At 63.8% G+C, this 21,729-nt stretch carries 17 protein-coding genes and 1 tRNA gene; 8 read left to right on the forward strand and 10 right to left on the reverse strand.

The window, feature by feature from the left end:
- Window positions 1–22 precede the first annotated feature (22 nt).
- Window positions 23–2,761, forward strand: a complete 2,739-nt coding sequence (locus tag OTER_RS15740; RefSeq protein ID WP_158305455.1) for a glycosyl hydrolase family 95 catalytic domain-containing protein — start codon at window positions 23–25, stop codon at window positions 2,759–2,761.
- 150 nt (window positions 2,762–2,911) lie between these two features.
- Here the strand turns inward: OTER_RS15740 and OTER_RS24290 are convergent, their stop codons facing one another.
- The 3 genes from OTER_RS24290 to OTER_RS15755 all read right to left on the reverse strand — a co-directional run bounded on the left by OTER_RS24290 (window position 2,912) and on the right by OTER_RS15755 (window position 5,965).
- The gene (locus OTER_RS24290; RefSeq protein WP_012375920.1) at window positions 2,912–3,718 is read right to left on the reverse strand and encodes a TIR domain-containing protein; all 807 of its coding nucleotides are present in this window, start codon (window positions 3,716–3,718) and stop codon (window positions 2,912–2,914) included.
- A gap of 397 nt (window positions 3,719–4,115) precedes the next feature.
- Window positions 4,116–4,191 (reverse strand) — tRNA-Phe (locus tag OTER_RS15750).
- A 397-nt stretch (window positions 4,192–4,588) separates the two neighbouring features.
- Entirely contained in the window at window positions 4,589–5,965 is a 1,377-nt protein-coding gene (locus OTER_RS15755) for a Gfo/Idh/MocA family protein (protein ID WP_012375921.1), read from the reverse strand.
- Between the two features lie 237 nt (window positions 5,966–6,202).
- Here OTER_RS15755 and cimA point away from each other — a divergent pair, with 237 nt between their 5' ends.
- On the forward strand, window positions 6,203–7,765 hold the full coding sequence (gene cimA / locus OTER_RS15760; RefSeq protein ID WP_012375922.1) for a citramalate synthase: 1,563 nt from the start codon (window positions 6,203–6,205) through the stop codon (window positions 7,763–7,765).
- 123 nt (window positions 7,766–7,888) lie between these two features.
- On the opposite strand, the gene OTER_RS26685 is transcribed toward cimA, so the two are convergent.
- Together OTER_RS26685 and OTER_RS15770 are read right to left on the reverse strand one after the other, a co-directional pair.
- Window positions 7,889–8,068, reverse strand: a complete 180-nt coding sequence (locus tag OTER_RS26685; protein ID WP_012375923.1) for a CsbD family protein — start codon at window positions 8,066–8,068, stop codon at window positions 7,889–7,891.
- 286 nt (window positions 8,069–8,354) lie between these two features.
- On the reverse strand, window positions 8,355–10,244 hold the full coding sequence (locus tag OTER_RS15770) for a potassium transporter Kup (RefSeq protein ID WP_012375924.1): 1,890 nt from the start codon (window positions 10,242–10,244) through the stop codon (window positions 8,355–8,357).
- A 130-nt stretch (window positions 10,245–10,374) separates the two neighbouring features.
- On the opposite strand from OTER_RS15770, the gene menB reads away from it, so the two are divergent.
- Complete coding sequence (menB, locus tag OTER_RS15775) at window positions 10,375–11,208, forward strand: 1,4-dihydroxy-2-naphthoyl-CoA synthase (RefSeq protein ID WP_012375925.1); 834 nt, start codon at window positions 10,375–10,377, stop codon at window positions 11,206–11,208.
- Window positions 11,209–11,973: 765 nt separating this feature from the next.
- Here the strand turns inward: menB and OTER_RS15780 are convergent.
- Window positions 11,974–12,996, reverse strand: coding sequence for an SIR2 family protein (locus tag OTER_RS15780; protein WP_012375926.1), 1,023 nt, complete (start codon window positions 12,994–12,996; stop codon window positions 11,974–11,976).
- Window positions 12,997–13,244: 248 nt separating this feature from the next.
- Window positions 13,245–15,701, reverse strand: a complete 2,457-nt coding sequence (locus tag OTER_RS15785; protein WP_012375927.1) for an alpha-L-arabinofuranosidase — start codon at window positions 15,699–15,701, stop codon at window positions 13,245–13,247.
- 301 nt (window positions 15,702–16,002) lie between these two features.
- Here OTER_RS15785 and OTER_RS15790 point away from each other — a divergent pair, with 301 nt between their 5' ends.
- Window positions 16,003–16,596, forward strand: a complete 594-nt coding sequence (locus OTER_RS15790; protein ID WP_012375928.1) for an NAD(P)H-dependent oxidoreductase — start codon at window positions 16,003–16,005, stop codon at window positions 16,594–16,596.
- A gap of 105 nt (window positions 16,597–16,701) precedes the next feature.
- On the opposite strand, the gene OTER_RS15795 is transcribed toward OTER_RS15790, so the two are convergent.
- A complete protein-coding gene (locus OTER_RS15795; RefSeq protein WP_012375929.1) occupies window positions 16,702–17,496 on the reverse strand; it encodes an NYN domain-containing protein in 795 nt (264 codons plus the stop codon).
- A 143-nt stretch (window positions 17,497–17,639) separates the two neighbouring features.
- Between OTER_RS15795 and OTER_RS15800 the strand changes: the two genes are divergently transcribed.
- The 4 genes from OTER_RS15800 to OTER_RS15815 all read left to right on the forward strand — a co-directional run bounded on the left by OTER_RS15800 (window position 17,640) and on the right by OTER_RS15815 (window position 20,560).
- Complete coding sequence (locus OTER_RS15800) at window positions 17,640–18,044, forward strand: GFA family protein (RefSeq protein WP_012375930.1); 405 nt, start codon at window positions 17,640–17,642, stop codon at window positions 18,042–18,044.
- Window positions 18,045–18,132: 88 nt separating this feature from the next.
- On the forward strand, window positions 18,133–18,549 hold the full coding sequence (locus OTER_RS15805; protein ID WP_012375931.1) for a hypothetical protein: 417 nt from the start codon (window positions 18,133–18,135) through the stop codon (window positions 18,547–18,549).
- A gap of 254 nt (window positions 18,550–18,803) precedes the next feature.
- Complete coding sequence (locus OTER_RS15810) at window positions 18,804–19,898, forward strand: methyltransferase domain-containing protein (RefSeq protein ID WP_012375932.1); 1,095 nt, start codon at window positions 18,804–18,806, stop codon at window positions 19,896–19,898.
- 119 nt (window positions 19,899–20,017) lie between these two features.
- Window positions 20,018–20,560 carry a hypothetical protein gene (locus OTER_RS15815; protein WP_012375933.1) on the forward strand — a complete coding sequence of 181 codons (543 nt, stop codon included), beginning with the start codon at window positions 20,018–20,020 and terminating at the stop codon, window positions 20,558–20,560.
- A 136-nt stretch (window positions 20,561–20,696) separates the two neighbouring features.
- Here OTER_RS15815 and OTER_RS15820 read toward each other — a convergent pair whose 3' ends face one another.
- The gene (locus OTER_RS15820) at window positions 20,697–21,242 is read right to left on the reverse strand and encodes an HD domain-containing protein (RefSeq protein WP_012375934.1); all 546 of its coding nucleotides are present in this window, start codon (window positions 21,240–21,242) and stop codon (window positions 20,697–20,699) included.
- Window positions 21,243–21,382: 140 nt separating this feature from the next.
- The gene (locus OTER_RS24295; protein ID WP_237702370.1) at window positions 21,383–21,688 is read right to left on the reverse strand and encodes a c-type cytochrome; all 306 of its coding nucleotides are present in this window, start codon (window positions 21,686–21,688) and stop codon (window positions 21,383–21,385) included.
- Window positions 21,689–21,729: the final 41 nt, after the last annotated feature.

Genomic DNA, 21,729 nt, shown 5'->3' on the forward strand with positions numbered 1-21,729 from the left:
CCAACTCCGACACTTCATCCCCATGAAATCATCCAGCATTTTGTGCTCCGTTGTAGCCGCTCTCCTGGGCAGCACGGCGATGGCGGCGGCACCGTCGCCTGGTACCGCCGATGTGGTCTTCTCCGAGTCGTATCAGGAACCAGGTGATAACCGGAACTGGAGGGAAGGGATGGTGACCGGGAATGGCATCGACGGCGTCGTCAGCTCCGGGTCTCCTTACGCGGACACATTCATCTTCCAGAACATGTTTTTCGCGCTTCCGTCGGCTGATCCACGGGAGAACCCGGACTTCCTGCGCGCGGAACTGGCTCCGACGCTCGATCACGTTTTCAGAAACGACGACAGCTGGAAACTGAACAGCCGGAAACGAACCTTCTTCTATTGTTTTCACCCTGCCCATCTTCTCCGCATCGGCCAACAGGAACGCGCGACGCGCAGCTACCGCCGCTGGACCAACCTCGCCACTGCCGAGATCGGCGTCGCTTACTCGGATTCGGAGGGCGATTGGGAACGCCGGACCTTCGCGTCACGATCGGACGGCGTGATCGTGACCGAACTGCGGCAGTCGTCGAAAGGCGCCAAGCTCAACCTCACGCTGTCGATCGACGATCTGGCTTCATTACCGAAATTTGGGAAACGCGATGAAGCGCGGCTTCAGTATAAGAAGAGCGTCGCCGACGACGGTTCCTACCTTGCGCTGGTGGCGCACTATCCGTCGTACGATGGCAGCGAGCTCAAGGATGCCGGTTATGCGGGTCTGACCCGCGTGGTCGCGGTCGGCGGCCGTGTCGAGAGAGTCACGGTGCCTGGAGAAAGAGAGGCTCAGAACGTCGGCGGCGAGCCCAACCCAGCCCTGCGCATCTCGGACGCTGACGCCGTTTATCTCATCACCAAGAGCGATCGCGACACGGCGATGGGCCCGCTCTCCGCGTTTCAAGCGGCATCGGAATACGCACTCGTGAACCGACTCGCCAGCGCGACCGAAGCCGTGGCGAAAAAGTACCAGCGCGGCGATACGTTCGACTACGCTGCGGCCCTGGCCGCACATGTGGAGTTGCACGGAGCGGAATATTCCCGGGTAAAGCTGGATCTGCGCGCCGACGCGAGCGATCGCGCGCTGGCCAACGAAGCGCTTCACGCGAAGCAGAAGCAGCAGAACGCGACGCTCAACCTCGCGTTTCTCGAACGCGCCTACCGCATGGGCCGCTACGTGGAGATTTGCTGCTCCGGGGCGGCCACGCCGCGGCTGTGCGGACTGTGGACGGGCGAGTGGAATCCGGGATGGCGCGGCATCTACACCATGGATGCCAACGTCAATCTGCAGGTCGCCCCGATGAACACGGGCAATCTTTCCTCCGCGCCCGTCGGCTACATCAATTTCGTCCTCCGACAGGTGGACGACTGGCGCAAGAACGCCGCCGACGTCTACGGAATGCACGACGCGCTGCAGGTCCCGGTTAATACCGACGGCGATCGCGCCATGATGGTCGAGACCGACATCGACTATCCCTTCCAATACTGGAACGCGGGCGCCAGTTGGATGCTGCTGCCGATCTTCGAGTACTGGCAATGCCGCGGAAATCAGCGCATTCCCCTCAGCGACCGCGTCGACCTGATGCGGATTCGCCAGGCGCTCGGCGTCGCGGACGGCGGACTCTCCGAAGCGGAGGCCCAGGCGCTGGCCGCACGAGGGTGGCTCGACTTGGAAAAAGACATCCTGCTGCCGCTCCTCACCAAGCAGGCGAATTTCTGGGAACAGTTCTGCAATCCCGAATACTTCGTCGATGCCGCCGGACGACGCCAGCACCAGCCTGGCAAACGCGCGCTGGAGGCGGGTGAGCGGTTCCTCCTCATCCCCACGTATTCGCCCGAAAACTCGCCCCGCGGCTACCGGAGCACGCTCACGGTCAACGCCACCATGGATATTTCCGCCGCGCGTGATGGGCTCGATATGACGATCGCCGTGGAACGGGCCGTCAATCGCCCCGAAAGTGCGGCCGCCATTTCGCGATGGACCAAGCTCCGCGACAGCCTTCCCGCGTACGAATACGACGGCCAGCCCGGTGAACTCACTGAATCCGGCGGCGGCGGCGCGTTGCGCGAGTGGGCCACGCAAGACTACGTGGAAAACAACAACCACCGGCACAGCAGTCATCTCTACCTCGCCTGGCCGGGGTATGAAGCAGGGCTCGATCCGAAAATCCGCGCCGCCGCCCTCCAAGCGGTCGCCAACCGTGATCGCCTCAACACGCGCGACAACACCACGGGCCATGGCTGGATCCATCGCGCACTCATCTCGGTGCGCCTGGGCAACGCCCCGGACGTTCAGTCGTGTCTCCTGCAACTGCTCGCGAGCGACATTTATTACACGTCGTTGGTGACGGATCATAACACCAACCGAAAGTCCGACACCTATTGCACCGACGCGTCCATCGGGCTGGTCGCCACGGTTAACGAGTCCCTGGTTTTCTCGACCACGGGCGTCATCGAACTGCTGCCCGCTCTTCCTCCGGGTCTGCGCGCCGGATCCATTCAGCGCCTGCTGGCACGTTCTCGCGCGGAGATCGAGCACTTGGAATGGAGCCCGGGACAAGTCATGGCTCGAATTCGTTCGGACGTCGACCAGGCGCTGGTGATCAAATGCGGCCAGCCGTGGAGAACGGTCCACGTCGAAGGGGGGAGCCCGTCGCGGAGCATTCCCGGCGAGAGGGTTGAGCTCACGCTGAAAACCGGCGACATCGTTACGCTTCGCTTCGAGTGACGCGGAGATGCGCCCTCCGCCGCCCCAGACATGGCAAGCGAACAGAGGAATGCTGAAAAGGCCGCGCGGAGCGCGGAGGACTTGGCTCCCTTATGCGACAACGTGCATAGCAACCCAGAATCTTCTTACACCTCATGCACCCCGAGGTGCCTAGTTGAGCGCCCGATTCAGGTCTATGGTGAAACCGGCGGATTTTAGCTCTTGGGCGAGTACCATTTTCCACCCGTGACTACTGTCCATCGGCTCGTACAAAAGCCCAAACACATCTGACGGCATTTCGAGCTCCCCCTTGGTAATGACCAGTGTTCGTCGCCGCCCGAGCTTCGCTGCAAAATACCCTAGCTCCAGGATAACATTCTGTCTGGGTCTCGGTTTTTTATCGCCTTCATGGTTTGCCGCATAGCCGATGTCGTCGGGGGTCATGAGCACTACTGCGAAACCCGCGCGCGAGGCGAACTCCTCGAACTTCTCGATAACAGTCATTCCTCGGTTTACCTGCTCCTGCAGGATAACTGGTGTGATCCCAAGCTGTTCAAGGAATCTAGCGACGGCGTGTTTCGCACCTTCGTCGTGGCCGTGCACGAGGAACACGGAGTTTGCTTTGGGGAGCTCTGTGTTAATGGCACCCGGATCGAAGCGTTTCGCGTTGAAAGCTCCTTCGGTGCCGATGTCGGACTTCCAGCGGCCAGTGATGCTGCCGTCGGGCAAGAGCTGGCAGACTGCTTGCACCATCCCGAGATTAAGGCCACCAGTGCGCCTTCCGGGAGTGAGCTTGAAAGCAAGATTGTCGGTTACCTGACCCTCGATCGTGTATTCGTATTGGCCGAGCGCAGGCTCGTGCATCTTCGCGGTGCCTGTGATTCGCGCGCCGGTCTGTTTGATGTCCAGGATTAAGCCGCCGTGGTTCGTCCCGAAAATCTCTCCAGTCCAAAAGCCGGATACGTCAGGTAGGCTCATGCCGCTATGCTGAAGTGGCTATCCATCAAGGTCCAGACCCGAAATGTATCCATCGGCAGGCCGACGATCAGCGCCTTGACACCTAATACATCTGGCGGCGCGCACATCGGCTCGATCCGAGTTGCTCCGGACCTCTGGCGCCACTCAGTTCAGAAACTGCACCAAGCTTCAGTTCGTTCAACAAGAGCGATCGAGCGCAAGGGAACGGTCACGTTTAGCGTGCTGGATGTCGATTGTGAACCGGTCGAGCCAGCTGCTCGGCGTTCAATTCTCCGGTATCTGGCTGCTTCGCCGCGAATCCCTGGACTTTCGTCAAGAAGAGAACAAGGCCGCAAACCCTCGAAACACTGAACTCAAACACAAAACCCGCTGCTCCATGAGGAACAGCGGGTTAAAGTGGTGGCTCAGCCCGGAATCGAACCGGGGACACAAGGATTTTCAGTCCTCTGCTCTACCAACTGAGCTACCGAGCCACGAGCAGGAAGGGCACAGCAAAGGGCCGGCGCGGGCGGCGTCAACGGGAATTTCGAGACGCAGAACGAACAGCCGAGAGTTGAGAGTTGAGCGTTGAGAGCTGAGAGAAAGCCAGCCCGCCGGGACGGCGGGCGCGACCACGGCCGGCGGCGAGCGCCGGCCCTACGCGAAGGCAACGGAGCGGGCGAGGACGCCCGCGCTCCCACGCACGCGTCGACGCGGGCCAAGACGGCTACGAAAACTCCCGCTGCTCATGCAGCGGGCCACGGAGAGGCCGCGACGAAGGCGTCGCGGCTCCAGCATTGCCGCAAGAAATACGCGACGAGGGCGTCGCGGCTCCACCTGGCTGAAGGCGCGCTCCACGCAGGTGTTCGCGTAGGCAGGAGAGTGGCGCGGCTACAGGTGGAAGATCTTGCCGCCGGCGAGCACGTTCTGGGTCGCGTCGTCGAACGTGACTCGCTCGCCCGTGCGCGCGGCGGCGTTGGCCATGATCGTCGCGATCGAGTGCTGGTAGCCCGCCTCGATCGGACCATTCGGCTGCTGCCGCGAGCGCAGGCATTCCATCCAGTTCCGCATGTGCGCGCTCGTCATCGCGTCCACGCCGGTGTTCGCGGTCGTCTGCACCGCGCCTTCGCTCGGCAGCGTGAACGCCTCGACGAGATTCGGCTGCAGGCCCATCGCCGCCGCTTCGGGTGCCTGCAATCCGCCGCGCGGACTGACTTCGTTGGTGTCGAGATTCAGTTCGCCACCATTGGAGTAGTAAATCTCCTTTGTGCCGCCGGCGGAGTTTGAGAAGCGCGAGCTGTAGACGACCTGGAATCCCTTCGTCCGATCGTCGAGCGGACCGTAGTCGAACACGGCCGTGAGCGTGTCGAAGTTCGTGCGGCCGTCCTTCCACTGGTAGATGCCGCCATTCGCCGACACGCTCCGCGGATGCGGTAGGCCGGTGAACCAGTGCACCGTGTCGATCTGATGGCACATCCACTGGCCGGGAATCCCGGACGAGTAGGGCCAGAACAGCCGGTATTCGAGATACTTTCTCGCGTCCCACGGCTCGAACGGGCGGTTGAGCAAAAAGCGTCGCCAGTCGGTATCCGACTCCTTGATCGCGGCGACGAGCTGCGGCCGGCGCCACCGGCCGGGCTGATTCACGTTCCAACTCATCTCGACGGCCACGATGTCGCCGAACCGGCCTGAACGCAGGTAGTCGTGGGCCGCGTGATAGTTCCGGCCGCTCCGGCGCTGCGAGCCGATCTGCACGATCCGGTCGCTGTTCCGCACGGCCTTCAACACCGTGCGCGCGTCCTCCATCGTCTCCGCGAGCGGCTTTTCGACATACGCGTCGCAGCCGGCCTGCACGGCCTCGACCGCGTGCAGCGCATGCTGGAAGTCCGCCGTGCTGATGATCACCGCGTCCAGCTTCGCGGCGGCATACATTTCCTCGTTGTTGCGGTACGGCGTAATCGTCTGCTGCCATCGCTGCTGGAAAAACGCCACCGCCTCGTCGCGACGCCGGTTCCAGATGTCGGAGACCGCGACGATCTCGGCGTTCAACTCCGCCGCGTGCTGCTGGAACGCGGGGATCAGCGTGTCGCGCGCGCGATCGGAAAATCCCACGAGCCCCACGCGAATCCGATCGTTCGCGCCCGGGACGGCTGCCCAGGCGCGCGAACCGAGGTAGGAGCTGGCCAGGACGAATCCGCCGGACGCCAGCGTGAGATCGCGGACAAAACGGCGGCGGGTAACCGAGTGGGGAGAATGGGGTGAACTCATGCCAACGAGAAGAGCCAACCTGAGGGTGAAGACAACTGTAGGTTGAGGCGATCGGTGCAGCGTGCGGCACCGTTGAACCAAGCACAGGTGAACGCGGTGCCCACGTCACGGTAGGGCGCCGGCAGACCACGGGCGGGGCGCCCGTGCCACGACGGACGACGCGCAGCGCCCACCGCTGTCATGCCGAAAAGCTCCCTTGCCAGCAACCGTGGCGGACCCCAATCCTTGCGGCTCCGCATGAGCACGAGCTTGAAGATCTACGACACCACCCTGCGTGATGGCACGCAGGGCGAAGGCATCAGCTTCTCCGTCACCGACAAGCTCTTGATTGCGCAGAAGCTGGACCAGTTCGGCGTCGACTACATCGAAGGCGGATTCCCGGGATCCAATCCCCGCGACATCTCGTTCTTCGCGGAGGCGAAAAAGCTGAAGCTCACGCACGCGAAGCTCGCGGCCTTCGGCGCCACCCGGCGCGCGGGCGTAAAGCCCGAGGAAGACGCCCAGCTGCGCACGCTGATCGAGAGCGAGATGCCCGTGCTGACGATCGTCGGCAAAACGTGGCTCATGCACGTGCACGAGATCCTGCGCACCACGCCGGAGGAAAACCTGGCGATGATCGAAGACAGCGTCCGCTACCTCGTCGCCCAGGGCCGTGAGGTGATCTACGACGCCGAACACTTTTTCGACGGTTATCTCGACAATTCCGACTACGCCTTGCGCACGCTTGAAGCGGCGGCGCGTGGCGGGGCGAGCAATCTCACGCTCTGTGAAACGAACGGCGGCAAACTCGTGCCGGAAGTGCATAAAATCGCCGCGGCCGCGGTGGCCCGCTTCGGCCGCGACAAGGTGGGCGTGCACTGCCACAACGACAGCGGGCTCGGCGTCGCGGTGACGCTCGCCGGCGTCGACGCGGGGGCGTCGCTGGTTCAAGGCACGATGAACGGCTACGGCGAACGGGTCGGCAACGCGAACCTCGTGACGCTCCTGCCGAATCTGTTCCTGAAAATGGGCCGGACCGCGAACTGCGCGAAAAACCTGAAGGAGCTGCGCGACCTGTCGCTGTTCTTCGACGAGCTGGCGAATCTCCGGCCGAATCCGAAGGCGCCATTCGTCGGTCAGTCAGCCTTCGCGCACAAGGGCGGTCTGCATGCCAACGCCGCGCAAAAAGTCGCGCGCAGCTACGAGCACATCGACCCGGCGCTCGTGGGCAATCGCACGCGCGTGCTCGTGTCGGACATGGCCGGCCGCACCAGCCTGACGCTTAAGGCACGCGAGCTGGGCATCGAGCTCGATGAACGGCTCCCGGCGATGAAAGGGCTGATCGACGAGCTAAAGGAGCGCGAGTTTCGCGGCTACGAATACGAGGCGGCGGATGCGTCGTTCCGGCTGCTGATCGCGAAATGGCTCGGCCAGCAGAAAACGTTTTTCGACGTCGAGAACTACCGCGTCATCATCGAGCGACACAACAACCAGATCTGGTCAGAAGCGACCGTGAAGCTGACGGTGAACGGCGAAGCGATGCACACTGTGGCCGAGGCGAGTGGTCCGGTCGGCGCGCTCGACAAGGCGCTGCGGCTCGCGCTCGCGAAAGCCTACCCGCAGCTCCAGACGATGTCGTTGCGCGATTACAAGGTCCGGATTCTCGAGAGCAATCAAGGCGCCGGCTCGCGCACGCGGGTGCTGATCGAAAGCGGCAACGGCAAAAAGATTTGGGGCACCGTGGGAGTCAGCGACAACATCATCGACGCCAGCTGGGAAGCGCTGCGGGATTCCGTCGAGTACATGCTGATGCAGAGCTGAGCAAGGTGTGCGCGCGGCCAAGCTGCAGGCCAAGTCGCTGACCTAGCCCGCCAGGGCCGGTGCGCCGCGGACGTGGCGGACCGTTGCGAACGCGTGGCAGCCCTGCGAAGGGCCGCTACGACCTCACTTGCCGAACACTTTTTTGATGTCGCCGACCTTTTTCTGCACCTTGCCTTCGGCTTCGTCGCCGCGGCCTTCCGCGCGCAGATTACGGTCCGCGGTCGCTTCACCTGCAGTCGCTTTGACGCGGCCTTTGACCTGTTTCGCGGTGCCTTCGATCTTGTCTTGTGAGCTGCTTTTCATGGTAGGGGCGGAGGGGTTTTGCCGGCGCGAGCACCGACCGAGCCCGCCCACCGCGGTTCCGATCAGAGATCGCGCGCGGATCGGGAGAAACCACGCCCTGCGTATGGTGAACCGGCCACAGGAACGCGGATAGTCTGGCGTTCGAGCGCTCGCGATGCGCCTGTCGGCGACCGGCGCACGCACCGTCGGTTTAGGCCCGAGGGTAAATTCGAAGCGATCAAGGGGGCCAATCCGTGCCTCTTGACTATGGCCATCGAGTTCCACGAACCCGGCCAGGCGAGCGTTACTACAACTGGATCGGCAGGCCGACCTCGATGATTTGCATCGGCGGCAGCCGGTAGTAGTCGCGCGCCTGCCGCGCGTTGCGGCTCAGGAATCCGTAGAAACGTTTCTGCCACTCCCACATCCGGGCCTCGCCACCCGTGATGATCATCTCGCGGTTGAAATAGTAGGTTGCCTCCGACGGTTTCAGCGGCACGCCGCGCTCGCGGATGTCGATGATCAGCGTGGAAACATCGGGCGATTCCATGTAGCCGTAGCGGGCGAGCGCGCGCCACACGCCTTCACCGATTTCGCGGACATCCAGCCGCTCGTCATCGGGCACGAACGGCACGTCCTGCGTGATGATGCTGAGCAGGACGACCGTTTCGTGCAGCACCTTGGTGGCCTTCACATGGTGCAGCAGCACGAGCGGTGTGCCCGTGGGATTGCCGGCCATGAACACGCCGGTGCCGCGCACGCGCTGCACGTGTTTGCTTGAGGCGATGTTCTTCAACTCGGCCTCGGTGATCTCGTTCGCATACACGCGGCGGAAGATCTCGAACTTGCCCATCTTCCACGTGACCATCACCGCCAGCACGCCGGTGGCGATGCCGAGCGGGAGCCAGCCGCCGTCGAAGAACTTGTGCAGGTTGGCGCTGAAGAAGGTGACATCAACGACCAGAAAGGCCGCGCAAATGCTCGCGGCGCGCACCGTCGACCAATACCACGCACGCGTCATCACAAAAAACAGCGCGATGGTGGTGATGATCATCGTGCCAGTGACCGCGATGCCGTAGGCCGCGGCCAGCGCGGAGCTGGAACGGAATTCCAGGACGGTCGCGATCGAACCAATCGCGAGGAGGCTGTTGACCAGCGGCAGGTAGATCTGCCCCTGCTGCACGGCATTGGTGTGGCGCACCGTAAGCCGCGGGAAAAATCCGAGTTGGATCGCCTGACGCACGAGCGAGTACGCCCCGGAAATCAGCGCCTGGCTGGCGATGATCGCGGCCAGCACGGAGAGGGCGAGCAGCCCGTAGCGCAGCGGCCCCTCCGGTGCGATTGCGAGGAAGGGGTTCTCCGCCGAACTGCGGCCGGACAGGAAATACGCGCCCTGACCGAAGTAGTTCAGCGTCAGTCCCGGCAGAACGACGCCATACCACGCCGTGACGATCACCCGTCGACCGAAGTGACCCATGTCGGCGTAAAGCGCCTCCACGCCGGTGAACGCCAGCACGACGGAGCCGAGGAGAATCACCACCTCGATCGGCGGATGGCTGAAGAGCAGCCGCAGCCCGAGCAGCGGATTCAGGGCCTGCAGCACCATGGGCGTTTCGATCACCCGCCACAGCCCGAAGGCGCCGAGCGTCACGAACCAGAACAGCATGACCGGGCCGAAGATCGAACCGATGAACTTAGTGCCGCGAAACTGAAGCCCGAATAGCACCGCGAGGATGAGGCAGGAGATCGGCACCACCGTATGGGCGACGCCGGGCCAAACCACCTTCACGCCCTCGACGGCGCCCAACACCGTGATCGCCGGAGTGATGACCGCTTCGCCGCACAGCATGGCGGCGCCGGCGAGCACCAGCAGCGCGCCGGCGGTGAGTCGGTGCCGCGGACCGGGATCGAGCTTGCCGAGCGCTAGCAGCGTGAAAATCCCGCCTTCCCCGCGGTTGTCGGCGCGCAGTACGAAGAGCGTGTATTTGATGCTGACGATGAAGATCAGCGACCACACGATCAGCGACAACACGCCCAGCACGACGACGGAGGGCTCAGCGTCTGGAAGCGCGTGGAGGCATTCGCGCATCGTATAGAGCGGACTCGTGCCGATGTCGCCAAACACGACCCCCAACGCACCAATGCCTAGCGCGATCCGGGCGCCCGTGCCGGGCGTGGCGGGGGAGGGGTGGCTCATGCGAGCAGTCACTTTCTCCCAGTCACGCCGGGGCTCCAAGCAGTTTTTTCCACGGCAAGAACGGAATCAGCTTGAACCCGGGCCAAACGCCCGGTGGACAACCAGCCCGATCAAGCCAACGGTTACGCCCATGAATCCGGACTGGAAGAGCGCCAAGACCTACAAGGACATTCTCTACCACAAGGCCGATGGCATGGCCAAAGTGACGATCAACCGGCCGGAGAAACGCAACGCGTTCCGGCCGCTGACCGTCGCGGAGATGCACGACGCGTTCGCCGATGCGCGCGAGGATCCGACGATTGGCGTCGTGTTGCTCACCGGCGCCGGTCCGCACACGGACGGCAAGTACGCATTCTGCGCCGGCGGCGATCAGAGTGTGCGGGGGCACGCGGGTTACATCGGGGAGGACGGCGTGCCGCGGCTCAACGTGCTCGATCTACAGAAGTTGATCCGGTCGATGCCGAAGGCCGTGATCGCGCTCGTGGCGGGTTACGCGATCGGCGGCGGTCATGTGCTGCACGTGGTGTGCGACCTGACGATCGCGGCCGATAATGCCATCTTCGGCCAGGTGGGGCCCAAGATGGGGAGCTTCGATGGCGGCTTTGGGTCGAGTTATCTGGCCCGGCTGGTGGGACAGAAGAAGGCGCGCGAGATCTGGTTTTTGTGCCGGCAATACAACGCGCAGCAGGCGCTGCAGATGGGACTGGTGAACACCGTCGTGCCGGTCGCCGAACTCGAAGCGGAGGGCGTGCGTTGGGCGCAGGAAATTCTGCAGAAAAGTCCGCTGGCGATCCGGTTGCTCAAGAGCGGGTTCAACGCCGAGCTCGATGGGCAGGCGGGGATTCAGGAACTCGCCGGGAACGCGACGCTGCTCTACTACATGAGCGAGGAGGCGAAGGAGTTTCACTCGGCGCAGCGCGAAAAGCGCAAAGCCGACGCGCGCAAGTTCCCCTGGCTGCCGTAAAGGGCGATGTTCTTGGAGGTGCGACGCTCTCGTTGAGCGTCTGTCGGGCGGCCGCGACGAGGGCGTCGCGGCTCCATTACGGGGAGGTTGTCCCAACCCGGGCTCACCGAGCCCGGCTACATGCACAAAAAAACCGCCCCGGGAGGCGTCCCTCCCGAGGCGGCGTTGTTTTCTTACTTATTGGTCACCCGGTAGTCGACCGAGGCGATGACAAAGAGCATCGCGGTCGCCAGCCAGGAGACGATCAGGGCGGTATCCATAACGGTATCGTCCTTTCATTGCCGTTCAGAACGGCTTCAGCCTCCTCCATGTGGATTCGGCGTTGGCTGATCCCTCCGCACCGACCCGAGTCTTGCGACCCGAAGGGCGACGGAGTTTGCGGGATTACACCCGCAAAGTCGAAAGCGTGCAGAATGGATGCTGGAGTAACGTCAATTCACGCTATCGTGATCGCTCAAAGAACACCCTGACGCCAACACCGTATGGGTCGGGCACCGGCATGCAAGCCGCGCGTGCATTACCGGTGTTACAATTTGGCGACAAGCTGTACTGATCGACGTAGGCCCAGCTCGTAGGCTGTGCCATCGAACGACTTCCGTCGCGGCGTAGGCTACCGGCGTATGACAAAGGTGAACGGAGACTGCCGCCGGTTGAGCCCGCTTTTCGACGGGGAGCTGGCGATTGTCCGTGAAATTGCGTCAACGTGCAGCGCGCCGGACGATCGCCTGGAACCGGCGCACCACCAAAGACATGGCGTCGGCCCGCTTATGCGCCGGCAAGCGAGCCGACAAACGCCCTGATGCAGTTGTCGCCCGACGGGCCGGATTCCACGGTGACCCGGCTGTTGCGAAACAACCGACGCAGGTTCTCGGCAGCGTCGGGACTCTGGTTGACCACCAGCACGTGAGCGTCGCTCCGGCACGTCGTCCGCAGGAAATGCATCATCGTGAGATCGCTGGCCGGCAGCGAGTAGCCCAGGCAGACGAGCCGGCCGTGATGCCGGAGCGCTTCGCCGGCCTCGAACCACAACGCGCGGATCGTCTCATGGGTGAGGAGGGGACTTTTGTCGTAAACAGGCGGCACCAGGAAGGGATATTTGTCGGCAACGGCCATGCGCCGCAGTTGATGCTGGTGGCGCTCGGCCTCGCTCGCCTGACGACCCAGCGGCGGCACAAAGTAGATCGGCTCACCGTGGGCGGAAGGCCGGCCCGAATAATACCAGTTGGTGGAGCCGTGCAGCTTCAGAAGCCGGAAGGTCTCGATGCGGTGGACCGGTGTGGCGCCACTCGAGCGCAGGCCCGCGTCCGTGAGCACGAGCGGGTAAAGCTGATGCGCCGACAGCCGCTCGCTATCGTCGACGGCGATGCCCGCGGCAGCGTGCTCGATGAGCGTGTCGTAGTTCAACGTGATCACCGGGCACGCGTGCTGGTGCCAGTGTCGGATCAGACGCGTGAGCCACTCCGGCGGCTCCGTGCGCAATGCGTGATGTGCGTCGGCCACCGTGTCGTCGAGCACGCGCGCGATGGCGATGGAAACCTCGAGAAACAACGCCCGATGCCGGAGGTTGTCGGACTCCGTGACCCAAGGCTTGGCCTGCTCGAGGTAGGAAAGAGCGTGCGCAAAGTTGTCCGTCATCATCGGCTCCATTTCCGGCGGCAGCGCCACGCGCGACTCTCCCAAGACCTGCAGCACGCGATCGGCGAGTCCTTGGAGCAACGGCATGGTGGGCGAGATCGCCCGGGCGAAGCCGGCGCCCAGCAGGTAAACGTCACGTTGCGGATCGGACATCGCAGTCTCGACCGCGACGCGCGACGACGGTTCGTGATGCGGCTGCCGGGCCGCGCTGCGCAGACGCGCCGAAGCGTGGCGAGGCGGCGACCCGGTCGACAACAGCGGCGGATCGGTAGGGCGGGCATTCCGCTGCCTGCCGGAAAGGCGCACAACCTTCACGGCGCTCACGGAATGAACGCCCTACCTGTGGGAGATCGCGCCGCCGTGCCTGATGGGAAGGCGCGATCGACTATCCTAACCGACGATCAATCGCCGCCATCGTCGCCATCGTCATCGTCGTCGTGGTCGTGGTCGTGGTCGCCATGGTGACCGCGATTGCCTTTGTCGAGTTGGATCACGGTGACCGAGTACGGCGCGGGCGAGAAGGTGAACGTGTTGCCGGCGAGCGTGAGGTTTGTTTCCGCGACATCCGCCGAGCCGGTGCCGGTGCGGGCCGCTTCATCCTGCGGGATGCCATAGCTGTAAGCCTTCGCCTGCGGATCGACCTTGAAGCCGTCGATCGCGATGCTCGCGTTCAGCGTCTCCGTCGGGTGCTTGTTGATGATGAGCAAGCGCAGGGCGCGGTTGTGCTCGCGGACGGCGTAGAGGCCGAGCCCGTTGTAGTCGCTCGTAGCCTCGACCACGGATTCGCCACCGCGGGCAAAGTGCTGCAGCAGCTTGTAGACGTAGTAGGTCGGGTAGCGATCGGCCGGGCCCGCGGGATCCGCGGCGGTCACGACTCCGTAGTCGCCGTAGCGGCGCCAGCCGTAGAGCGATGCGCTGTTGTTGTTGCCGGCTTCCTGGCCGTTGCGCAGATCCCACCAGAAGAAAGCGCGGAATTCCGTCTTCATGATGTTGCCGAAACTGTCCGCGAGGAAGAGTCCGTTCACCAAGCTGGTCGTCTGTTTGCCGGGATTGCTGTAGACGGAGTTGTTCTCCGTGCAGTTGATTTCGACGCGCCGCGCATCGCGTCCGAGATAGTCGTTCAGGATCTGCCGAATCCGCGCCGCATCGTCGGGCCAGGTGCGGGCAGACGTGAGCAGGAAGGCATCGTTCTCACCGCCGGGCGCCTGCTCGTAGCGATGGTAAACGACGAAGTCCGGGATCACGCCAAGTTGCTTCAACGTCGCGAGCAACACGGGAGTCCACCCGCTGTGCGCAGCGCCGGTACGCGGGTTGGTCACGGAGAGATCGGGATAGTTCACCTCGGTGTCCTCCGTCGCGGTGATGACGGCGCCGACCTTGATCGTGCGATCCACCGTCTTCATCTGCCGGTAGTAGTCCTTGAAGCGGTGGGCGTAGGTCACGGGATCGTGCGGCCGATCGTTGCGATCGGCTTCCCACGTGCCGTAGTTCTCATTCCCGACTTCCCAATACTTGAAGTCGTAGTCCTTCGTCCGGTTCGCATACCGCACCCACGCGGCGGCCTCTTCCGGCGTGCCGGTGCCGTAATTCACCGTGATGTAAACCTGCGCTTTCGTGAGCGTGGCGATATGGGCGAACTCGTCGAAGCTGGTCGCCCACTGCCACGTCTCACCGTCGTTGGTGTTGGTTTCCCAGTGATAAATATCGGAAATCGAGCCGCCGGGGAAACGGAGCGCCTGGTTGTCGGCCTCGACGAGCAGTTCGGCCGTGGTGGCCGTGTCGAAGGCGCCGTCCCAGATCGCGGTGTTCAGGCCGAAGAGCCGAGGATCGACTTTTTGCAGGATGTGTCGCGCGTCGACGGTCGCGTGCACCACCGCGGGCGGCGGAGCAAGATTCAGCCGCACGTCGTCGAGATAGTAGGTCGGCTGCGCGACGCCGGCGTTTTCCTGGAACCAGATGCCCGTGAGGTCGGGCCGCTCGGCGACGCCAAGATCGGCCAGCGAGAGCGTGATCTTCTGCCACGTGTTCGCCGTCAGCGGCGGCAGCGTGATGCCCGGCTGGGCCGTATCACTCAAGAGTGCCGAAACCTTGATGACCTGTCCGCCCTCACTGCCGCCGTGAATCCAGAAGGTGAGGCTGTCGTAGCTGTCCGTCGGCATCGCGGTGTGGTGAAAGTAAACCGCGGTGAATGGGTCCGAGGTGACCGCGATCGAACTGGCGCCGGAATTCACTGGATTCGTCGCGGCGGCGTTGACGTTGGCCCAGCTCCAGTTCTGCCAGCCGTTGACGAACGCGTCTTCGTAGAGTGCCATGCCGACGAGCGGTGGGGGCGGCACCGTGGGCACGCTGCCTTTCAGCACGATGTCGTCGACGTAGAACGTGGGTGCGGTGTTGCCGGTGCCTTCCTGAATCCAGAAGCCGGTAAAGTCGGTCCGATCGTCGGCGCCCAGCGAGACGAGCGGGATTTCGATGAGCTGCCAGGTGTTGACCGCCAGCGGGCCAATCACGACCGCCGGCTGGCCGGCGTCGTTGAGCGTGGCCGAGACGCGCAGCGTCTGCCCGCCCGTGGGCCCGCCGTTGATCCAGAACGTCAGCTTGCCGTAGCCGGTGGTGTCGAGCGGGTCGTGGCGCAGACTCAGCGCGGACCATGGGCTCGCATCGACGGCGATCGCAGTCGAACCGCCGTGAACGAGCGTGGTGCTCGAGAGATTCACGGTTGCCCAGCTCCAGTTTTGCCAGCCGGAACCGAGAGCATCGTCGTAAACAGGGATGTCAGATTGCGCGTGCGCCGAGGCACGGAACAGGAACGTCAGCGTGAGCAGCGCCAACGTGAGCAGGGGGAGTCGGGGGTGTCGCATGGCGGGAAACGACCGCGGAGCGCGCGGCCGTTGGGGGTTGAGATCACTTGATGACCAGTTGGCCTCGGCGACTGGAACGCAGTCGTGCGAGGGAACCGCGAGGCGGTTCGACCTTCCTGTCCGCGCGGAGAGGCGATCAGTTCCACGCTGGCGCAAGAAATTAGCTTTGCTGTCGAGGTCGTTTGCGCCGGATTGCGGCGCTGCGGACCAACGCGGCCCGGCCCCAAGAACGGCGATTGCTATCGGAGCGGAGCTTACGCTATTTCGATGACTCCGCCTCCTCTTCAACTGCGGACTGGTCATGAACCTCTCGCTCATTCTGGCGCACCCGAATCCCGCCAGCTTCAATCACGCGATCGCCACGACAGCAGCGACCGAATTGCGCCGGCTCGGGCACACTGTCGTGCTGCACGATCTCTACGCGGAACGGTTCGACCCGATCTTGCCCGCGGCGGAGTTCGCGCAGGACGCGAAGCTACCGGCGTTGATCGCCGCGCACTGCGCGGAAATCGCCGCGGCCGACGGCATCATCATCGTGCACCCGAATTGGTGGGGCCAGCCGCCCGCGATCCTGAAGGGCTGGATCGACCGCGTGCTGCGCGCCGGCCAAGCGTATAACTTCATCGAAGGCGACAATGGCGAAGGCGTGCCGGTGGGATTGCTGAAGGCGAAAGCCGCCGTGGTCTTCAACACCGCCAACACGCCGAAGGAGCGCGAGGACGCGGTGTTCGGCGATCCGCTCGAACTGCTTTGGAAGAAATGCGTGTTCGACCTCTGCGGCGTCACCCGCGTCCATCGCGAGACCTTCCGCGTGGTGATTGCCAGCACGCCGGCCGTGCGCGAGGAATGGCTCGGGCGCGTGCGGAAGATCGTCGCCGACGAGTTTCCCGCATAGTGAGCGTCAGGCCTTTGACGGGTAGGGCGCTCACTCCGTGAGCGCCGTGAATGACAAACGATCTTCCGGCGGGCAGCGGAATGCCCGCCCTACCTCTGCAACGGCTTATTCGGCGAGCCGCACCTGGCAGTTGCCGGATTTTTCCTCGAGCTGCACCAGCCGCCGTTTTTCCGCGTCGTGCAGCAGCGCCGTGAAGGACTTGAATCCGTGCGCGCGTTCGTTGAACCCAGGATTTCGTCGCTTGATGGCCTGCTTGACCATCGAGGCCCAGATCGGTTCGTCCTCGCCGCGCTCCTCGGTCAACGCGCCGACGGTGGCGACGAGCAGCTCGATGGCGTCCATCGGATCCGGCTCCGCCGGCTTTTCGGCGGCGCGGGGCTTCGGGCTCGCCGCATGGCGCGAGCGAGCGGGCTTGGCGGGCTGCGCGCGAACCAGGTCGTCGTAGTAGATGAACTCGTCGCAGTTCGCGATGAACAGGTCTGAGGTCGAGTTCTTCACGCCCAGGCCGATCACCGTCTTGGCGTTTTCGCGGAGCTTGCTGACCAGCGGCGAGAAATCCGAGTCGCCGCTGATGATCGCGAAGGCATCGACGTGCTGGTTGGTGTAGCAAAGATCGAGCGCGTCGACGACCATCCGGATGTCCGCCGAGTTCTTCCCGGACTGTCGCACGTGCGGAATTTCGATGAGCTCGAACGCGGCTTCGTGGAGATCGCGCTTGAGCTCCTTGAACCGGTCGAAGTCACAGTAGGCTTTTTTCACCACGATGTTGCCCTTGAGCAGCAGCCGTTCGAGCACCTTGCTGATGTCGAGCGGCGGGAAGTGCGCGTCCCGGGCGCCGTGGGCGATGTTCTCGAGATCCAGGAAAACGGCGAGGGTGAGGTCGGAGATGCGTGAGTTCATGCGAGCGAAAGGAGCCGTGGGCGGAGGCCGCACCCGACCAGACTAGTGGGAACCGGTTGGGACGCGAGCCTGCGGAAAGCGGCACGGCGACGAAAAACACCCCGGCGGGTTTGGCGAACCGAAAGGGCTGCGTTCAATGCGGCATGAGCACGCGATTGACGGGTGGCTGCCTGTGCGGAGGAACGCGCTACGAACTCACGGCCGTGCCCTTCGACGTGGGCGATTGTCATTGCGTCGACTGCCGCCGGGCCGCCGGCGCGCCGTTCGTCACGTGGGGCACGGTGTATCGGGGAGACTTTCGAATCACGCAGGGCGAGGTGCGCCGGGTGGCGCATGCGAACCGATTCCGCAGCTTCGCCGCGTGCTGCGGCACGCCGCTGGTTTTCGAGGAGTCGTCCGAGCCGCCCGCGATCGACGTGACGATCGCATCGCTCGACGATCCCACGCCGTTCGCTCCCGAACGGGTGATCTGGCTCGAAGACCGGCTGCCGTGGGTCGTGCTTGATCCCGCGCTGCCGCAGTATCGTCGGAGTTCGCGCGACGGGTGAGCGGCTCAGGCGGCGCTGCCTGGGGGGAGGACTGCGGTTGGCTGCTTGCAGTGCCACGAGGGTTCATTAGCGTATCGCCACTTTCCCCATGATCACCTCAAACGTTTCCCGTCTTGCTGGATTCCGCACCGCGCTGCTCGCCGTGAGCTGCGTGTTTGTCCTGACGTTGGCGCAGGTCCCCGCGATGCAGGCCGCTGAGAAGTCGCCCAAGCCTGCCAAGGAAGAGCCGACCAACAAACTTCCGCTCACCGTTTCGTTCGACAAGGGAGCTGGCGCCGAAGGCCCGCAATACACGCTCACGCTGAAGAACGAGGGAAAGGAGACGATCAAGGCCAAGGCCGAGATCCTCTACAGCGTCGTGGTGCACAACCGCCCGAAGTCGAAACCGCTGCCCGAGCACAAGCTCGCGGCGGGCGAGACCTGGGTCATCCCCGAACTCGCCTCGATGGACAAGGTGACCGTGAAGGCCAAGGGCTACGAAGCCCTCGAAATCGTAGTGCCGTAGCGCGACCGTCAGGTCCGGCTGCTGGCCCGGCGGCAGCGCCAGTGAACGCCGGCGAAAGGTGGAGCGCGTTGCTCGTAACGCGCTCTCCTGGGCCGCATGGCTTTGCCGTGCGGACCTCGTGGTAACGGACGCAGCGGCGACGCGACTCGGCAGTTGCAGCCGGACGTTCCACCGCGCGCGGCATTGTTCCCATTGCACTCGCGCCGGCGCGTGCGCAGTCTGCGGAGCATGACGTCCAGCCCGCGCGCCCGCTTATGATCTTTCGTCGCCTGCAGCATCTGAGCGCGTGGCTGTTTTCCGCCCTCCGGCGGTGGCTGCGTGCCGTGGGCGCGTGGGTGCAGGTGCGCCCCCGGCTCGCGGCGTGGATTTTCCCGGCGCGGGACGGAGAAGATCTGGCATACCGGGAGCACAACGAACAACTCTACGCGCGGTTTCACGAGCAGGAGCGGATGCTCGCGGATCAGCCGCGAATGGCGTTTTACCAAACGGCGATCGCACGGCAAATCGGGCCTGGCGACCGCGTCATCGATCTCGGCACCGGCACGGGTATTCTCGCCGCGATGGCCTCCCGTGCCGGCGCGGGGCACGTGTATGCCATCGATCACTCGCCGATCCTGCGCCACGCACGCGCCCTCGCGGCCGCCAATGGGATCGCAAACGTCGAATTCGTCGCCACACACAGCAGCGCGTTTCAGACGGAGCAGCGAGTCGACGTGATCCTGCACGAGCAGATGGGCGACAGCCTGTTCGACGAAGGCATGCTGAAGAACATCGTGGATCTGCGCGATCGGCTGCTGCGACCGGGCGGCCGCATCCTGCCCAGCCGGTTCGAACTTTTCTTCGAGCCGATGCAGCTGAACGGTCGCCGGCAGGTACCGTTCATCTGGGAACTCAACGTGCACGGCTACGATTACGCGACGCTCGCCGGAGAGCGACCGGCCGATCCGTCGTATTACCATCTGGTGAGCACCGACCGCGAACTGGTGGATCACTTTCTCGGCGAACCATCCCCCTTGCTCACGGTGGACCTGGAGACGGTGGATCTGACGCAGCTGCCGCACAGCATCGTCTTCTCGCGCCGCGTGCAGTACGCGGGCCGGCTGGATGCCTTTGTGGTTTTCTTCCGCACGCACGTGAACGATCTGATGCTCACGACGGATCCCACCGATCCGAACCGCGCGCCGCATTGGGGATATGGGATCCTGCGCACGGATTTCCAGCAGGCGGAGGTGAACGACGTGATCGAAGTGCGGCTAAACGTCGGCCAGTGGGAAAACCCGGATACCTGGCATTGGAGTCATCGCGTGCTCCGGACTGGTGCAACTCACGATCACGCCCCGATGGCGTGAAAATTGGGTCGCCTCGGGGACACGTTTGGCTGAATCTGCCCACGTCGGTGCCCGGCCGGATTCGGGCGATCCTGCCGGGTTTCGACGTCCACCAACCCCAGCACAGCCCGCTCTGTCGCATGCGTGCGTCCTTCGCATTGAACCACGGCCGGCGATTTCTGCTTCTGCTCGCCGCCGTCACTCTGGGCTGCGCCCTGCGCGCGGCGCCGATTGAGCTTTCGGGCGTCTATGCCGACGAAGGCACCGTCGTGTCGGGCGATCCGACGCTGTTCACGTCGCAGGTGTCTCTCCACGCGCTCCTGCGGCTCGAGTTCGACCCCCGGCTGGCGAGCCAGCGCCGCGAGGAAACGAGTGAGGTGCGGCTTACGCACACCGCCGGCGTGCTCGCGGTCGAAGCTTACGAAGCGGATGGCACGTTGAGCTGGCGGTCACGCTGGAACGCCGGCGAGGGTCGCTCGTCGTTAGGACGCGTCGTCACGTTGCGGATGCGTGCCGCGCACGCGGGCGCCGATGACTACCTGCTCGTGCTCGAGCCGGTGAACAGCCAACTGCTGCAAGTCCGGATTCAGCGACTCGAGCCCACGCTGCTCGGGCCGATGGTCCGAGCCACGGGCGTGTATCTATTCTCGCGCTGCGCTGAACCATCGCCGAGCGCCAGGTAGGGCGCTCACGCCCTTGTCTTCGCTCCAAATACTCCGACAGCGCCGCGAAGTTCGATCGACTCCCCCGGGCGGCGGAATCTCCGCGCCGCCGATGAACCATGGCTCGAGAGTGCCTGGCGTACTCCCGGTCACGCGATCAATTCAGGACGGCGAAAAATCGAATCAGGTTCGCCACGTGATCGTCCAGGTTCACGCCGAGATGCTGGCAGCCATTGTGGATCGTGCTGCGGTCCACCTTCGCGGCGAAGGCCGGCTCCTTGATCTTCTTCTTGATCGAGCTGGCCTTCATCTGGCCATACGGCACCGGATTTAGTTTCCGGTAGGCGTAGAAGATTCCGCTGATTTCGTCACACGCGAGGAGCGCGGCGGCGAGCTTCGTCTGGGGCAGGGTGGTGAACCCGTGGTAACCATACGCGTGCGCCTCGACCGCATGAATCAGCTCCTCGGGATAGCCCCATTCGGCGAACCAGCGCAGCGATTCGGCCGGGTGCGTGTCGGGATGCTCTTCGAAATCGATGTCGTGCAGGAGCCCGGTGATGAACCACAGCTCGCGATCGCCCTGAAACTGCGGCGCGTAGCCCTCCATCGCAGTGGCGACCATCAACGCGTGATGCCGCTGATACTCGTCGCGGACATGTTGCTCGAGCAGCTGCTGGGCTTCGGCCCGGGAAGGGAGGCTCATGATGGGCCGAGTTTGGATCACGGCTCCCACAACCGCCAAGGAAATCAGGTCACGCCACGAGATAATACCCGTGATGTGGTGAGCGGCGGTTTGGCGAGGAGGCTTGTCCTACCCACCACCGGTTTTCGGATAGCCTCTACTCACTTCTTCAACGTGCGAACATATGCGACCAGCGCTTCGACCTCTTGGTCCGAAACCCGGCGCGCCGGCTCCATGATCACATTTCCCTTGGCGTCCTTGAGTCCGAACTTGATCGAATGGGCTGCCTGCTCATCGGAAAATTTGGCCTGCAGCTCGGGGTTGGTGAGATCACTGATGTAGCGTTTCCGGCCGATCTTCGTGTCGCCGCGTCCGTCTTTGCCGTGGCACTCGGCGCATTGTTTTTTCCAGATGGCTGCTGCGTCCGCGGCGAAAAGCGAGGGGGCGACAAACGCGGCGAGCAGCACGAGAAGCGTGCGGGTCGGGGTCATGCGGAACGCTAACCATT

Origin of the sequence: Opitutus terrae PB90-1, from assembly GCF_000019965.1 — a bacterium.
GTDB classification, from domain to species: domain Bacteria; phylum Verrucomicrobiota; class Verrucomicrobiia; order Opitutales; family Opitutaceae; genus Opitutus; species Opitutus terrae.

Excerpts from the sequence above, each read along its gene's own strand:
- OTER_RS15820 (WP_012375934.1), bottom strand. The coding sequence starts at position 21,242 with ATGAGCCTCCCTTCCCGGGCCGAAGCCCAGCAGCTGCTCGAGCAACAT.
- OTER_RS15795 (WP_012375929.1), bottom strand. The coding sequence starts at position 17,496 with ATGAACTCACGCATCTCCGACCTCACCCTCGCCGTTTTCCTGGATCTC.
- OTER_RS24290 (WP_012375920.1), bottom strand. The coding sequence starts at position 3,718 with ATGAGCCTACCTGACGTATCCGGCTTTTGGACTGGAGAGATTTTCGGG.
- OTER_RS15755 (WP_012375921.1), bottom strand. The coding sequence starts at position 5,965 with ATGAGTTCACCCCATTCTCCCCACTCGGTTACCCGCCGCCGTTTTGTC.
- OTER_RS15740 (WP_158305455.1), top strand. The coding sequence starts at position 23 with ATGAAATCATCCAGCATTTTGTGCTCCGTTGTAGCCGCTCTCCTGGGC.
- OTER_RS26685 (WP_012375923.1), bottom strand. The coding sequence starts at position 8,068 with ATGAAAAGCAGCTCACAAGACAAGATCGAAGGCACCGCGAAACAGGTC.
- cimA (WP_012375922.1), top strand. The coding sequence starts at position 6,203 with ATGAGCACGAGCTTGAAGATCTACGACACCACCCTGCGTGATGGCACG.
- OTER_RS15805 (WP_012375931.1), top strand. The coding sequence starts at position 18,133 with ATGATCACCTCAAACGTTTCCCGTCTTGCTGGATTCCGCACCGCGCTG.
- OTER_RS15815 (WP_012375933.1), top strand. The coding sequence starts at position 20,018 with ATGCGTGCGTCCTTCGCATTGAACCACGGCCGGCGATTTCTGCTTCTG.
- OTER_RS15770 (WP_012375924.1), bottom strand. The coding sequence starts at position 10,244 with ATGAGCCACCCCTCCCCCGCCACGCCCGGCACGGGCGCCCGGATCGCG.
- OTER_RS15780 (WP_012375926.1), bottom strand. The coding sequence starts at position 12,996 with ATGTCCGATCCGCAACGTGACGTTTACCTGCTGGGCGCCGGCTTCGCC.
- OTER_RS15800 (WP_012375930.1), top strand. The coding sequence starts at position 17,640 with ATGAGCACGCGATTGACGGGTGGCTGCCTGTGCGGAGGAACGCGCTAC.
- OTER_RS15785 (WP_012375927.1), bottom strand. The coding sequence starts at position 15,701 with ATGCGACACCCCCGACTCCCCCTGCTCACGTTGGCGCTGCTCACGCTG.
- OTER_RS15790 (WP_012375928.1), top strand. The coding sequence starts at position 16,003 with ATGAACCTCTCGCTCATTCTGGCGCACCCGAATCCCGCCAGCTTCAAT.
- menB (WP_012375925.1), top strand. The coding sequence starts at position 10,375 with ATGAATCCGGACTGGAAGAGCGCCAAGACCTACAAGGACATTCTCTAC.
- OTER_RS15810 (WP_012375932.1), top strand. The coding sequence starts at position 18,804 with ATGATCTTTCGTCGCCTGCAGCATCTGAGCGCGTGGCTGTTTTCCGCC.